The sequence below is a fragment of the Thalassospira sp. MCCC 1A01428 genome (genome assembly GCF_002115825.1).
Taxonomy (GTDB): domain Bacteria; phylum Pseudomonadota; class Alphaproteobacteria; order Rhodospirillales; family Thalassospiraceae; genus Thalassospira.
This window is the reverse complement of the sequence record NZ_JFJZ01000037.1, coordinates 16,787-30,341: the sequence shown is the minus strand read 5'-3', so window position 1 is coordinate 30,341 and position 13,555 is coordinate 16,787. Positions and strand designations below refer to the sequence as shown.

Sequence of the window (13,555 nt, the reverse complement as noted above, 5' to 3'; positions counted from 1 at the left end):
CTTTGTGTTATTTGTGCCTGCAGGCATCCGTCAAGACGGCAACAACAGCGAAACGATAAAGATCCGTTTAATGCGTATTTTCCTGACAATTATCGGTGTGTTCTTCCTGCTCGCAGTGGCTGGTGGGGCATGTGTTCTTGGCGTTTTCTGGCATTTTGGCCAGGATTTGCCCGATTATACCCAGCTTGCTGACTATGAACCCGAGGTCATGACCCGTGTTCATGCGGGTGACGGGGCATTGATTGCTGAATATGCCAAGGAAAAACGGGTTTTTGTCCCGATTGAACAAATTCCGCGCAAGGTGATGAATGCCTTTGTGGCAGCCGAGGACCAGAACTTCTGGACCCATCCGGGCATTGATTTTCCCAGCGTCTTTCGTGCGGCTGTTACCAACATTGCCAATATTGGTTCGGGGCGGCGTCCGGTTGGGGCTTCGACCATTACCCAACAGGTGGCAAAAAACTTTTTGCTGACCAACGAAGTTTCTTACGATCGTAAAATCAAGGAAGCGATCCTGTCGTTTCGCATTGAACAGGCATTTTCCAAACAGCATATTCTTGAACTGTATCTGAACGAAATTTATCTGGGCCGGGGAAGTTACGGGGTTGCAGCAGCTGCCTTGCGTTATTTTGATAAGTCGCTGGACGAGCTGACCGTGGCCGAAGCCGCCTATCTGGGCGCGCTGCCAAAGGCACCGTCCAATTATGACCCGGTACGCGATCATGACGCGGCAAAAGGACGTCGTAACTGGGTGATCGGGCGAATGCTGGATGAAGGGTATATTACCGACGCCGAAGCCCAGGAAGCGATTGCATCGCCGCTTATTGGTCAGGATCGGGAATCAGTCGATTATTATGCCCATGCCGATTATTTCGCAGAAGAAGTCCGTCGCGAACTCGTTGATCGTTACGGCGAAAACGCCCTTTATAATGGCGGCTTGTCGGTGCGGACATCGGTTGAGCCAAAATTACAAACCATTGCCAATAAGGTAATGTATGACGGGTTGGTCGAATATGACCGGCGACATGGCTGGCGCGGGCCCTTGGATAAAATCGACATTTCCGGCGACTGGCAAAAGGCGCTGGAACCGGTTAAGGCCCCCAATGATGTGCCATGGCTGAAGGCCGTTGTTCTGAAACTGGATGGCAACGATGCCGTGATTGGCATTGAAAATGGTAAACAGGGGACAATCCCCTTTGCCGAAATGAAATGGGCGCGCCCGTGGCAAAAAGGCCAGACCGTTGGCGGTGCTGTTGGCAAGGCATCGGATGTGGTTAATCCCGGCGATGTGGTTATGGTTGAGGCGATTAAGGCCGATGATGATGGCAAGGCCGCCGAAAACACCTATTCCTTGCAGCAAATTCCCAATGTGAATGGTGGTTTGGTGGCAATGGACCCGCATACTGGCCGGGTTTTGGCAATGTCGGGTGGTTTTTCGCATGATTTGTCAAAATTTAACCGTGCGACACAGGCGCGCCGTCAACCTGGGTCGGCTTTTAAACCGTTTGTGTATCTGGCGGCGCTTGATTCCGGTTTTACCCCGTCATCGCTGGTGCTTGATGCGCCCTTCGTGATTGATCAGGGGCCGGGGCAGGGCAAATGGAAACCGGGTAACTATAGTGGCAAGTTTTATGGCCCATCCACATTGCGGCTGGGGATTGAACTTTCGCGGAACCTGATGACGGTGCGCCTTGCACAAACCATTGGTATGGACAAAGTGGTTAACTATGCCGAAAAATTCGGTGTTGTTGACAGTATGCCCGCTGTTTTATCCATGTCGCTGGGGGCTGCTGAAACCACGGTGTTAAAGCTGACCAACGGATATTCCGAACTCGTGAACGGGGGCAAAAAAGTAACCCCGACACTGATTGACCGTATTCAGGATCGCCGGGGCAAAGTTATTTACCGCCGGGATGACCGTCAGTGCGCGGAATGCCAGGACGTGGTTTATAACGGCCAAACCCCGCCAGAATTGCCAGATAACCGTGAGCAACTGGCTGATCCGGCCAGTGCTTATCAGATTGTGTCAATTCTGGAAGGTGTTATTCAACGCGGGACCGGTCGCCGGATGCGGAATTTGCAGTTTCCTTTGGCAGGCAAAACCGGAACGACCAATGATTCGCGTGACGCCTGGTTTGTGGGCTTTACCCCCGACCTTGCCGTTGGCGTGTATGTGGGCTTTGACGACAATCGTTCGCTTGGCGGGCGCGAACAGGGTGCATCGGCCGCAGCACCGATTTTTCAGGAATTTATGACCCATGCCATGGAAGGGGTGACACCCGTTCCGTTCCGTACCCCACCTGGTATCCGTATGGTGCGGGTAGATGCGAAAAGCGGCCTTCCGGCGCAATCTGGCGATAATAATGTGATCTGGGAAGCCTTCAAACCCGGAACCATCCCGGAACGTAATGATAATGTTATTGATGGTGGTTCGCCCGGTGTCGGATCCTCAGGTAGTAGTGGCAACAGTGATAATGGCGTTTCCAGCCCCAGCGGTATTTACTAGTACGCCGGTCTGAACGGGTATTGGCTGTTAAAATAGCACAAAAGGGCCGGGTAAACGCAGACCCGGCCCTTTTGTCTGCGCCGCAGGGGTTTCAAGCGGGGCAAAAACTGTTATAAGCGCCGCCGATGACGCGATATTCGCAACTTTCGGCGGATATCGTCCAAACCAGATTTTTGAATAACGGAGACATCAATGCGCGCTGAAGCACAGGCATTGGTAGATGAGATCAAGCAGTCGATGGCGCTGCTGAGGAGGCATCTTTGACTGGGATAATGCTCTTAGACGCCTGGACGAATTAAACGCCCTTGCCGAAGATCCGACCTTGTGGGATAGCCCAGATAACGCGCAGAAAATCATGCGCGAACGCACCCATCTGGAAGATTCCATTAACGGCTACAAATCACTGGCTCAGGAACTTTCTGACAATATCGAATTGATCGAACTTGGCGAAGCCGAGGGCGATGATGATACGGTCAAGGAAGCTGAAGACGGTTTGCGTTCGATCCGCGATATTGCGGCCAAGCGCGAGCTGGAAAGCCTGCTGTCGGGCGAAGCTGACGCCAATGACGCCTATCTTGAAGTCCATGCCGGTGCCGGCGGGACCGAAGCGCAGGACTGGGCCAGTATGCTGGCGCGTATGTATGTGCGCTGGTCGGAATCCAAGGGTTATAAGCTGGAAATGCTTGAAGAAAGTGACGGCGAAGAAGCCGGCATTAAATCTGTGACTTACAAGATTTCCGGCCATAACGCCTATGGCTGGCTGAAAAACGAAGTTGGGGTGCATCGTCTGGTGCGTATTTCGCCCTATGACAGCGCGGCACGTCGCCATACCAGTTTTTCATCTTGCTGGGTTTATCCGGTGGTCGATGACGATATCAATATCGAAATCCTGGACAAGGATTTGCGCGTTGATACCTATCGTGCTTCGGGGGCTGGTGGGCAGCACGTTAACCGGACGGATTCTGCGGTGCGTATCACCCATATCCCGACCGGCATTGTTGCCCAGTGCCAGAATGACCGGTCACAGCATAAAAACCGCGATACGGCGATGAAAATGCTGAAAGCCCGGTTATACGAGGCTGAATTGCAACGCCGCGAAGCCGAAGCCCAGGCCGTTGAAGACACCAAGTCCGATATTGGCTGGGGCCATCAGATCCGTTCTTATGTGTTGCAGCCTTATCAAATGATCAAGGATTTGCGTACAGGCGTTGAAACATCCGATACCCAGGGTGTTTTGAACGGTGATCTGGACCAGTTCATGGCTGCCGCCCTGGCCGCCCGTGTGACCGGTTCGGCAGGCGAGGTTGAGGATATCGACTAACCTTGTTTCGGATAGAGACATTTAAACCCCCGTTGTTTTTCAGCGGGGGTTTTTCTTTGCCTTTATTCCCAAAAATGGCAGGTCCGCAGAACACCGGGCGATCTCGTACGCGGATGCCTGGATTACGATGCGAAACAGGGTTGATTGCGGTGGTTTTGAAATTTCCTGTTGCAGATCGCGTTTACATGTATAGACATAATATCATGTCTATACAAAATAGACGTCGATAAACGTAAAATTCGGGGACGCTATTATGTCATCAAGAAACGAACCTGCGTCTGCGCAGGCCAGCACCAAACAGGTATCCGGGCAACCTAATGCGGCCAATATCTGGCGGTTGCTGGGGTTAAGTGCGATTGGCATTTTTATCTTTTTTGTGCCGATCACGCTGGAAGGTAAAACATCGATCCCGCTCGATCACATGGTCGGGTATTTACGCGGTGTTCTGGGGCCGGTTGCCGGGTATTATGCGCTGGCCATGATCTGGGTTGGGGCAGCTTACCCGTTTGTGACCGGGCAGTGGAAAACAAACACCACTGAAAAGGTGTTTTCGCTGCTTAAGGTATTAGGTGCGCTTACGGCAGTTCTGGCATTGACCGGGTGGGGCCCGGATGCCTTGCAAAGCAAGGATATGTTGCCGTTCCTGTTTAACAAGCTGGTCATTTCAGTAGGCTTGATTGTGCCAATTGGTGCGGTATTTTTGGCATTGCTGGTCAGCTACGGGTTGCTGGAATTTATTGGCGTGTTTTTACAGCCGGTGATGCGTCCGATTTGGAAAACACCGGGCCGTTCAGCAATTGATGCGGTGGCCTCGTTTGTTGGCAGTTACAGCATTGGCCTTTTGATTACCAACCGGGTTTACAAGGCGGGTCAATATTCGGCCCGTGAAGCCGCAGTTATTGCGACCGGTTTTTCAACCGTGTCGGCAACTTTCATGATCATTGTCGCGAAAACCCTGAACCTGATGGAAATCTGGAATCAGTATTTTTGGCTGACATTGGCAATTACCTTTGTCGTGACGGCGATAACCGTGCGCATTCCGCCATTATCGGGCATGGATGACCATGCCCACGACCCCGAACCCGAGGTGCCTTCGGGCCAGAGGGTACGCACTGCGTGGCAAAGCGGGCTCGATGTTGCCCATAATGCGCCGGGTTTACTGGAAAATGTGAAGCTGAATTTTCGCGAAGGTCTGTTAATGACCCTTTCGATTTTGCCGTCCATTATGTCGGTCGGCCTGATCGGGTTGTTGCTGGCAAAATACACCCCGGTATTTGACTGGGTTGGTTACATTTTTTATCCGTTCACGGCGATTTTTGGCCTCGATGGGGCTATGGAACTGGCGAAGGCATCGGCAACGGGGCTGGCTGAAATGTTCCTGCCTGCCTTGTTGCTGGGGGATGCAGATATGGTCGTGCGGTTTGCTGCCGGTGTGGTTAGTGTATCAGGCGTTTTGTTTTTTTCAGCATCGATACCCTGCATTCTATCGACTGAAATTCCCATCGGTGTTGGCCGGTTGGTTGTTGTGTGGTTTTTGCGGGTCGCGCTAAGTCTGTTGCTGGCTATACCGGCCGGAATGCTCATTGCCGGATAGTCAAACTTAATACCGGTTTTATACCGTCAGAACGGCCCTGTGGAATCTGCCACGGGGCCGTTTTGCATTATGCACCAATGTGGTTAGGGGCGAGGGCGATGTGCCCTGTTTTTTGCATGTGTGCTATGCATTGAAAAAGTTCAATTAAAAACAATGACTTGTTTTCGGTTTTGTTGGCATTTTTTGATGTGATGCAATTCACACTTGCCATTCTGTACGGCAATTTCATATACATTGCTTACAATATGTATTGCGTATAATAAGCTGGAGCCGGTTTTTGCATTCCTCGCGTGATCCTCAACGAAGCATAGGCTTTTTGGTGAAAGACGTTTCGCGTTTAATGATGCGTCGTTTTAACCGTCGTTCGCGTGATTTGGGTCTGACCCAGTCGCAGTTGCAGGCACTTGCATTTCTTGTCCCGCGCGAGGGTATCAATCAGGCCGCCCTGGCCGAGTTGATGGATATTCAGCCCATTACACTGGCGCGTTTGATTGACCGGCTTGAGGAAGCCGGCCTGGTCGAACGTCGGCGAGACCCGGATGACCGACGGGCAGTTAACCTTTATGTCGGCAAAAATGCGTCTCCGCTTATTGATAGAATGTGGGAGTTTGCCGCCGAAACCCGGCGCGACGCCCTGGCTGGTTTGTCGGCGGAGGACCAGGAAATCATGATTGGTCTTTTGCAAAAAATGCGCGTGAACCTGATTTCCTGCGAACAGGACCAGGCCGACAAAACCCCCGGCGCAACCAAACCTGTTTTAAAAGGCATAGAAGAATGAACGAAAGAGTGGATAATGCCGCCGGTTCAGAAGGCAGTGCAGATGTTGCCGCACCAAAACGTAAACGGCGCTGGTTGCGCCCGATCCTGCTGGTTTTAGGGCCGGTAGCCGTGATTGTAGGTGGGGCGTACTGGTATTATTCGGGCGGGCGGTTTATTGAAACCGAAAATGCCTATATTCATGCCGACATGGTGGCGATCAGCCCGCAGGTAAGCGGGCAGGTAGCCGATGTATTGGTGCATGAGAACTAGCAGGTTAAAAAGGGCGATGTGCTGCTGCGCCTCGATCAGGATCCGTTCACTATTGCAGTGGAACAGGCGCAGGCAAATTTGTCCTCCGTTCGTCAGGACATGAATGCCCTTAAACAGGGTTATGCCGAACAACAGGGCAGCCTGGAATTGGCAAAAATCAAACTGGAATATGCCCAGCGCACCTATGCCCGCCAGTCGCAGCTTAGCAAGAAAAATGTGGTGTCGAAGGCCGCGTTTGATGATTCGCAAAACGCAGTAGCCAGCGCCAAACAGCAAATTGCGCTGGACCGCCAGGCCATGCAAACCACTTTGGCTAAATTAGGTGGGTCGGTGGATACCCCGGTCGAGCAATTACCGCAATATCAGCAGGCCAAAGCCGCCCTTGATCAGGCGGAACTTGACCTGGCCCACACGGTTATTACTGCACCGTTTGATGGTGTTGTCACCAACAAACCCGAACCGGGTGCCTATATTACGCCGGGTAAGGCTGTTGCCAGCCTGATTTCAACCAAATCAATGTGGATTGATGCCAATTTCAAGGAAGTCGATCTGACATATCTTGAAACCGGGCAGGAAGTATCGGTAACGGTGGATGCCTATCCTGACCACGAGTGGAAAGGGGTTGTGCAAAGCGTTTCACCTGCGACCGGGGCGGAATTTTCGGTATTGCCGGCACAGAATGCCACGGGGAACTGGGTAAAGGTTGTGCAGCGCGTTCCTGTTCGTATTGAGCTCGAACTGACCGACAGTCAGCCGATCTTGCGGGCCGGGATGAGTACGGTCGTAGAGGTTGATACCCACCATAAACGTGAAATGCCAGCCTTTGCCCAGACGGCGCTGTCGTGGGTTGGCATTAATCAGGCAGAAGCAGGAACCGGTCATGGTCGCAAAGACAATGGCACCGGAGATGATGCACAATGAGTTCTGCCGCCACCACAGCAACAGGCATGGAAACCACACCGCTTGAACGCGGGTTAACAACGGTTTCCATTATGCTGGCGACCATCATGCAGGCGCTTGATACAACGATTGCCAATGTGGCCTTGCCCCATATGCAAGGCAGCATGTCGGCGACCCAGGACCAGATTTCCTGGGTGCTGACATCCTATATCGTTGCTGCCGCCATCATGACGCCGCCCACCGGGTTTCTGGCCGCAAGGTTTGGCCGGCGCAAGCTGTTCATTTGTTCGGTGGCCGGTTTTACCATTGCTTCCATGTTGTGTGGTGCGGCAACTTCCTTGCCTGAAATTGTCATGTTTCGTCTGCTGCAAGGCGCCTTCGGGGCCGGGCTGGTGCCGCTTTCGCAGGCGGTTCTGCTTGATACCTATCCCAAGGAGCAACACGGTTCAGCCATGGCAATGTGGGGCATGGGTGTAATGCTTGGCCCTATTCTGGGGCCGACTTTGGGGGGGTATCTGACCGAATATTATAACTGGCGCTGGGTTTTTTATATCAACCTGCCGGTTGGGCTGATGGCGCTGGGTGGCATTATGGCGTTTGTGCCTGAAACCTCGAAAAAACCGGGCTTGCCGTTTGACTGGTTTGGTTTTGCCCTTTTAAGCCTGTCGATTGGTGCATTGCAGATGATGCTCGATCGGGGGGAATCCCAGAACTGGTTTTCATCCTTCGAGATTCTGATCGAAATGGTGCTGAGTATTTTATGCATCTATATGTTTCTGGTGCATATGTTTACGGCTAAAAATCCATTTCTGGAGCCCGGCCTGTTTAAAGATCGAAACTTTGCCATTGGCTTGATTTTCATCTTTATTGTGGGTGTGGTGTTGTTGGCGACACTGGCACTTTTGCCCCCGTTCCTGCAAAATCTGATGGGATATCCGGTGGTGACGGCAGGTATCTTGCTGGCACCACGTGGTATCGGATCCATGATCGCGATGATGCTGGTCGGGCGGCTGGTGGGCCGGTTTGATATTCGCTTTTTGATCCTGTTTGGTTTGGGCATGACGGCATTGTCGCTGTATCAAATGTCTTGTTTCACCACCGAGGTCAGTGCAACGACACTTACCATGACCGGGATTATTCAAGGGGTTGGGCTCGGCTTTATTTTTGTGCCCCTTAGCACCATTACCTTTGCCACGCTGAACCCGAAATACCGCACCGAAGGCACGGCGATGTTTAGCCTGATGCGGAATATCGGGTCGAGTATCGGGATTTCGGTGATGACAACGATGCTGACCCAGAACACACAGGTTGTGCATTCAAGCTTTGCCGCCATGATGACCCCGTTTCGTCATGCCATGCAGGCACCATGGTTGCCCGATGCCTGGGACTGGCAAACAACGGCCGGGGCGGTTGGCTTGAATAACATGATTACAAATCAGGCCAAGACCATTGCCTATCTTGATGATTTTCAGGCGATGATGTAGATTGTTCTGGCAGTTGCACCCTTGTTACTGGTGATGCAGGGACCAAAGAAAAAGCGCTCGGACGAGGAGCAGCATATGGAGGTTATGGATTAGCCTGGCCCTGTCATTATTTACCGTTTTCGTTGTCCATGTTCTTCCCCCCAATCCCCGCATGGGCAGCGGAACAAAAAGCGGCGCGAATTTATTCGCGCCGCTTATTTGTTTCTGGCTGTTTTTCTGCTGTGTCGGGTAATTTCGTATTGCTGCCCCGCATTTTATCCCAATCAATTCTTAACCAGAATGCGCTAATATTAAATCTGTTATGAAATCGGATTGGTCCCTGATCGTCCGGTCATGTAACGGGTAAAAATTTATCTGTGGCAAACTGTGCGCCTAAAAGAAGAAAAAAGCCGTGCAAGAACAGGTAAAGGTTGTTAAACGCATACATTATTCTGTTGTAAAATTTCAGCCCGACGCCGCATTTGATGTCATTTTTTCATTAATTTTGATGGAAAACTGAACAATGGCCGGTGACTGGAATTTCTTGCCGTAAAGTTGATGTGCAGGCTTTGCCATCTTCCTTCATATCACTGTCATAGTTTTGCCGTGACTTTCGCGCAGAATAACCGGTGTTATCAAAGCCGCGTTTATCGTTGGGCGATAAATGTCAGGTCTTTGTTTCTATATATTACGGAGGTCCTAAAGAATGGCGCGGAAAGCGGACCAGAATGTCGCCATTGGCGACCAGTTCAGGGTTACCAATGCCCATAGTTCGGTTTTTGAGGTTCTTGAAATCCGCGACATCTCGCCGGCACCACATGCCTTGATCGTCAAGATCAGCGAAAGAAGGTCGCCGTCGCTTATTGCTGTTTCTACGTTGCTAAACCCGAACTTCTATCAAAGGGTTTTCACCGAAGAACCGCCAAAGTTCTGATTTTCAGCCTGATATGTGCGGGAAACCGTCATTTCGGTTTTTGATACAGCAAAGGTCGCGCCACAATTTGTCTGGCGGGGCCTTTGTTTTTATGTGGCTGTAATATGTAAATGTCCGAGTCCGAAAGTGGCGAGTATTTATGCGCTGTTCTGCTAAGCTGCAGGCATGGAACAGATCAGCGATGACATTTGTTATACCGCCTTGCTGGCGCGTGATAACCGGTTTGACGGGCGGTTTTATACCGCTGTTAAAACCACCGGCATCTTTTGCCGGCCCATTTGCCCGGCGGTAACGCCCAAGCGGCAAAATGTTACGTTTTTTCCTACGGCTGAAGCCGCCATTGCTCATGGGTTTCGCCCCTGTTTACGCTGCCGCCCCGAGGCCGCACCGGGCAGTGCGGCGGCGGCGGGTGTGCACGCAACCGTGCGCCGCGCCGTGCGCCTGATCGAGGAAGGGGCGCTTATAGAAGGCTCTGTCGAAGATCTTGCTGACCGATTGGGCCTTGGGGCGCGGCATTTACGTCGTATTTTCAAGGATCACACCGGTGTCAGCCCCCAAGACCATGCCAAGGCACGGCGGTTGCTGCGTGCCCGTCAGCTGATTGTCGATAGCAACATGTCGATGACAGAAATTGCCGATATTGCCGGTTTTGGCAGTTTGCGGCGCTTTAACGATGCCATGAAAACGGCCTATGGGCATGCGCCAACGTCCTTTCGACGCGGCATAAAAGATGGCGCAGACCGTAAAATCACATCAGGAAATGATCATCCAATGCAGCTTCAAAAAGACGATATGGTTTTGCGCCTGAAACCTCGTCAGCCTTTTGATGGCGATTTTTTATTGGGGTTCTTCCGGGCGCGGTCCATACCGGGGCTGGAGGCGGTGGGCGATGATTATTACGCGCGCGGTTTTTTGCTGGGCGCGGCACCGGGCCTTATGATTTGCCGATTTTTGCGCAAAGGCAGCGTTGAAATTTGTTTGCGCGGCGAAGATCGCGGCAGTTTGCTGGACCTGGGCGGGCGGGTGCGTCGCCTGTTTGATCTTGATGCCGATATGACCGCGATTTGTGCTGTTTTTGCCGACGACCCGTTATTGGCACCACTGGTAAAACGCCGTCCCGGCCTGCGCGTACCCGGTTGCTGGGACCGTTTTGAACTGGCTGTTCGCGCTGTGCTGGGCCAGCAGGTTTCGGTGGCAGCGGCGCGCACATTGGCCGGTCGCATTGTGGTGCAATATGGCCAGGCTTTGCCCGACCATCTGGTGGCAGATACGGGTATTACGCACTTATTTCCCCAACCCGAAATTCTGCAAGGGCACGATCTGGTTCCCATTGGTCTGACAAAGCGTCGGGCACAAACATTGGGCGATGTGATTGCGTTATTTGCCAACATCAATATGCAGGACCGCAGCGACAACGATATTCTGGCTGATTTGGCTGCGATCAAGGGGATTGGCCCGTGGACTTTAAATTATTTTGCCTTGCGCGGGTTGGGCGACCCGGATGCTTTTCCGGCTGCTGATCTTGGCATTCTTAAAGGGTCGGCGCAGGGCGGTGGCCCGGCCACGGCCAAAGAACTTGAAAAACAGTCATTGCGGTGGCGACCGTGGCGGGCCTATGCCGCGCAATATTTGTGGTCGGCCCTGATTCCCGATGCGGATAGCGAGAACAAGGAAAACGATGATGACCCTGATATCGAAAATTGACGTCGCCCGTTATGACAGCCCGCTTGGCCCCCTGAGCCTTGCTTCGGTTCATCAGCGGCTGGTGCATCTTGATTTTGAAGAAAATGACGACCGTCTGCATCTGATTTCATCACGGCGGTTTAAAAATATTGACTGGTGCGACAGCAGCTTTGCCCCGCCATCGGTTCTGGCGTGGCTCGATGCCTATTTTGCCGGGCGGGTGATGCCCCTGCCAATGGCAGATATTGATTTGCGCGGCACGGATTTTCAAAAATCAGTCTGGCAGGCGCTGATTGAAATTCCAGCGGGAACCCACGTTTCTTATGGGGGACTGGCGGCAAGCCTTGGCAACCCCAAAGCCGTGCGCGCGGTGGCCCGGGCCAATGCGCTTAACCCGGTTTCCATTATTGTGCCGTGCCATCGGGTGATTGGCACGGATGGCACGCTGACCGGCTATGCCGGGGGCCTTGCGCGCAAAAAATGGCTGCTTGATCACGAGGCAGAAATGGCGCGTCAGCACGCCTGATCCTCAAAACATCCAAGTTTTTAAACTCTGTCACCTGCATTGCCCAATGCGGGACCCTATTTTTTGTGCCTGAAACGAGGTCGGTTATGAGGCTATATGATTATGCCGGTTCGCAAAATGCCTGGAAAGTACGCCAGCTTTGCGCCCATCTGAATATTGAATATGAAACGGTCTGGCTGTCCATTTTTGAGGGCGAAAGTCATACGCCTGACTTTATGCTTAAAAACCCTGCCGGTGCGGTGCCGGTGCTGGAGCTTGAAGACGGGCGATGCCTGGCAGAATCCCATGCCATTTTGCTTTATCTGGCACAGGGCAGCAAATACCTGCCCGATGATGCCTGGCAAAAAGCCAAAGTCAGCCAGTGGCTGTTTTTTGAAACCGACTATGTCCAGTCAACCATTGCGTGCCTGCGCCACTGGAATTTGACCGGTAAAAATGATCGCAATGCCGCGCAATTATCCCAGCGGCGGGCAAGTGCAAAGCATGTTCTGGGTTTGCTTGATGCGCATTTGCAGGACCATATGTTTCTGGCCAACGGCGGTTATTCTATCGCCGATATTGCGGTTTATGCCTATGTCCATCTTGCGCATGAAGCCGGTCTTGAAATGGCGTCTTACAGTGCACTTAATACCTGGATAAACCGGGTTTCGGCCATTGTTGGCCCTGACGTGCCGGTTCGGTATTACAGGGAGGACCCGTTTTGCGGGCGTGATTTGTAAGTCGCACGGTAAATAAAAGGGGGCTGCAATACAAAGCTCCCCCGTATTGAGAACCTACGCAACCACGATTGATTTATGTATTGAACGTGTAAAGCCGTAACCGGTTGCGGGACTGTGAAAGGCAGATACGGGTATGATGTTACTTACCGAGAAGCTGTATTTTGGGTGTTATCAAAAAAACAAAGGCTAAATCCTGGACACCTGAAGATGATGCTGCAACATCGTCTTGACTTCGGCCAAGGCGAGGTCGCGGATCGTTGCGTCATCATCGCTTTTCAAATTAGCAGCGAGCCGGATGATATGCAAAATCACAGCAGCAAGGGCAGGGCGGCGATTGGGGGCGATTGGCGGGTGCGTTACCGACAGAATTTCCACAATCAGGGCACGTAAATGGGCACGCGCCTTTTTTTTGACCTTCGGGTCAATGTCCCGACGTTCGGCAACAGCGATGAAGCCGGGGCAGTTGTTTAGAAAAACATTAATGCGATCAAATAACCGTTCAGTCATTTGATCGAGCGGCATGTTGCGGGATTCTTCGAGTAAGTCGGTCAGGCTTTCGGCCAGAATGTCGAGGAAGCGCGCGTGCAATTCGCCGGCAATATGCTGTTTTTTAGGGAAAAACTGATACAGAGACCCTATCGAGGCCCCGGCACGGGCGGCGATTTCCGTCATCGTTGCACCGTTATATCCGCGTTCGGCAAATACCTGTGCTCCGGCATCAAGAAGGGCCGCAACTCGTTCGTGGCCGCGTTTACGCGATGGGGCCTTGATGGCTTTCTCCGTTAATATTCTTGACTTTTGTGAGTTCATGCTCATAAATCTCTTTATGCGAGGATATCCTCATAAAATTATTCATCCCCGAAAGCCAAGGTCTGTAGCG

General features: G+C 52.2%; 12 protein-coding genes and 1 pseudogene. 12 read left to right on the top strand and 1 reads right to left on the bottom strand.

Annotated elements, in window-relative coordinates:
* Positions 1 to 70: 70 nt before the first annotated feature.
* From THS27_RS20540 to THS27_RS20490, 12 genes and pseudogenes are all read left to right on the top strand, one after another.
* Positions 71 to 2,506: a penicillin-binding protein 1A gene (locus THS27_RS20540; RefSeq protein ID WP_085593980.1), complete on the top strand. Its 2,436-nt coding sequence runs from the start codon at positions 71 to 73 to the stop codon at positions 2,504 to 2,506.
* A 192-nt stretch (positions 2,507 to 2,698) separates the two neighbouring features.
* Positions 2,699 to 3,827, top strand: a protein-coding gene (gene prfB / locus THS27_RS20535; RefSeq protein WP_139835682.1) for a peptide chain release factor 2 whose coding sequence is annotated in 2 segments (ribosomal slippage) — positions 2,699 to 2,767 and positions 2,769 to 3,827 — 1,128 coding nt in all. Because the reading frame shifts where the segments join, the coding sequence is not laid out codon by codon here.
* Between the two features lie 253 nt (positions 3,828 to 4,080).
* Entirely contained in the window at positions 4,081 to 5,421 is a 1,341-nt protein-coding gene (locus THS27_RS20530; RefSeq protein WP_085593978.1) for a YjiH family protein, read from the top strand.
* 319 nt (positions 5,422 to 5,740) lie between these two features.
* The gene (locus tag THS27_RS20525) at positions 5,741 to 6,199 is read left to right on the top strand and encodes a MarR family winged helix-turn-helix transcriptional regulator (protein WP_246833046.1); all 459 of its coding nucleotides are present in this window, start codon (positions 5,741 to 5,743) and stop codon (positions 6,197 to 6,199) included.
* The gene (locus THS27_RS20520) at positions 6,196 to 6,450 is read left to right on the top strand and encodes a hypothetical protein (RefSeq protein WP_085593976.1); all 255 of its coding nucleotides are present in this window, start codon (positions 6,196 to 6,198) and stop codon (positions 6,448 to 6,450) included. Before THS27_RS20525 ends, THS27_RS20520 begins: the two co-directional genes overlap by 4 nt.
* Positions 6,451 to 6,462: 12 nt before the next feature.
* A pseudogene (locus tag THS27_RS27665) lies at positions 6,463 to 6,519 on the top strand (hypothetical protein); the annotation flags it as partial.
* A 30-nt stretch (positions 6,520 to 6,549) separates the two neighbouring features.
* A complete protein-coding gene (locus THS27_RS20515) occupies positions 6,550 to 7,371 on the top strand; it encodes an HlyD family secretion protein (protein ID WP_305791118.1) in 822 nt (273 codons plus the stop codon).
* A complete protein-coding gene (locus THS27_RS20510; RefSeq protein ID WP_085593972.1) occupies positions 7,368 to 8,834 on the top strand; it encodes a DHA2 family efflux MFS transporter permease subunit in 1,467 nt (488 codons plus the stop codon). Before THS27_RS20515 ends, THS27_RS20510 begins: the two co-directional genes overlap by 4 nt.
* A gap of 685 nt (positions 8,835 to 9,519) precedes the next feature.
* Positions 9,520 to 9,747 (top strand): hypothetical protein, encoded by a 228-nt coding sequence (locus tag THS27_RS20505; RefSeq protein WP_085593970.1) that lies wholly within the window; start codon positions 9,520 to 9,522, stop codon positions 9,745 to 9,747.
* A gap of 165 nt (positions 9,748 to 9,912) precedes the next feature.
* Entirely contained in the window at positions 9,913 to 11,451 is a 1,539-nt protein-coding gene (locus THS27_RS20500) for a DNA-3-methyladenine glycosylase 2 family protein (protein WP_085593968.1), read from the top strand.
* On the top strand, positions 11,426 to 11,956 hold the full coding sequence (locus tag THS27_RS20495) for a methylated-DNA--[protein]-cysteine S-methyltransferase (protein WP_246833045.1): 531 nt from the start codon (positions 11,426 to 11,428) through the stop codon (positions 11,954 to 11,956). Before THS27_RS20500 ends, THS27_RS20495 begins: the two co-directional genes overlap by 26 nt.
* Before the next feature lie 86 nt (positions 11,957 to 12,042).
* Positions 12,043 to 12,675: a glutathione S-transferase family protein gene (locus tag THS27_RS20490; protein ID WP_085593964.1), complete on the top strand. Its 633-nt coding sequence runs from the start codon at positions 12,043 to 12,045 to the stop codon at positions 12,673 to 12,675.
* A gap of 186 nt (positions 12,676 to 12,861) precedes the next feature.
* Here the strand turns inward: THS27_RS20490 and THS27_RS20485 are convergent, their stop codons facing one another.
* Positions 12,862 to 13,485 (bottom strand): TetR/AcrR family transcriptional regulator, encoded by a 624-nt coding sequence (locus THS27_RS20485; RefSeq protein ID WP_210402956.1) that lies wholly within the window; start codon positions 13,483 to 13,485, stop codon positions 12,862 to 12,864.
* Positions 13,486 to 13,555 lie beyond the last annotated feature (70 nt).

Bases quoted from the DNA above. Each gene is read 5' to 3' on its own strand.
- THS27_RS20540 (WP_085593980.1), top strand. From the start codon at position 71: ATGCGTATTTTCCTGACAATTATCGGTGTGTTCTTCCTGCTCGCAGTG.
- THS27_RS20505 (WP_085593970.1), top strand. From the start codon at position 9,520: ATGGCGCGGAAAGCGGACCAGAATGTCGCCATTGGCGACCAGTTCAGG.
- THS27_RS20485 (WP_210402956.1), bottom strand. From the start codon at position 13,485: ATGAACTCACAAAAGTCAAGAATATTAACGGAGAAAGCCATCAAGGCC.
- THS27_RS20490 (WP_085593964.1), top strand. From the start codon at position 12,043: ATGAGGCTATATGATTATGCCGGTTCGCAAAATGCCTGGAAAGTACGC.
- THS27_RS20530 (WP_085593978.1), top strand. From the start codon at position 4,081: ATGTCATCAAGAAACGAACCTGCGTCTGCGCAGGCCAGCACCAAACAG.
- THS27_RS20495 (WP_246833045.1), top strand. From the start codon at position 11,426: ATGATGACCCTGATATCGAAAATTGACGTCGCCCGTTATGACAGCCCG.
- THS27_RS20520 (WP_085593976.1), top strand. From the start codon at position 6,196: ATGAACGAAAGAGTGGATAATGCCGCCGGTTCAGAAGGCAGTGCAGAT.
- THS27_RS20510 (WP_085593972.1), top strand. From the start codon at position 7,368: ATGAGTTCTGCCGCCACCACAGCAACAGGCATGGAAACCACACCGCTT.
- THS27_RS20500 (WP_085593968.1), top strand. From the start codon at position 9,913: ATGGAACAGATCAGCGATGACATTTGTTATACCGCCTTGCTGGCGCGT.
- THS27_RS20515 (WP_305791118.1), top strand. From the start codon at position 6,550: ATGAATGCCCTTAAACAGGGTTATGCCGAACAACAGGGCAGCCTGGAA.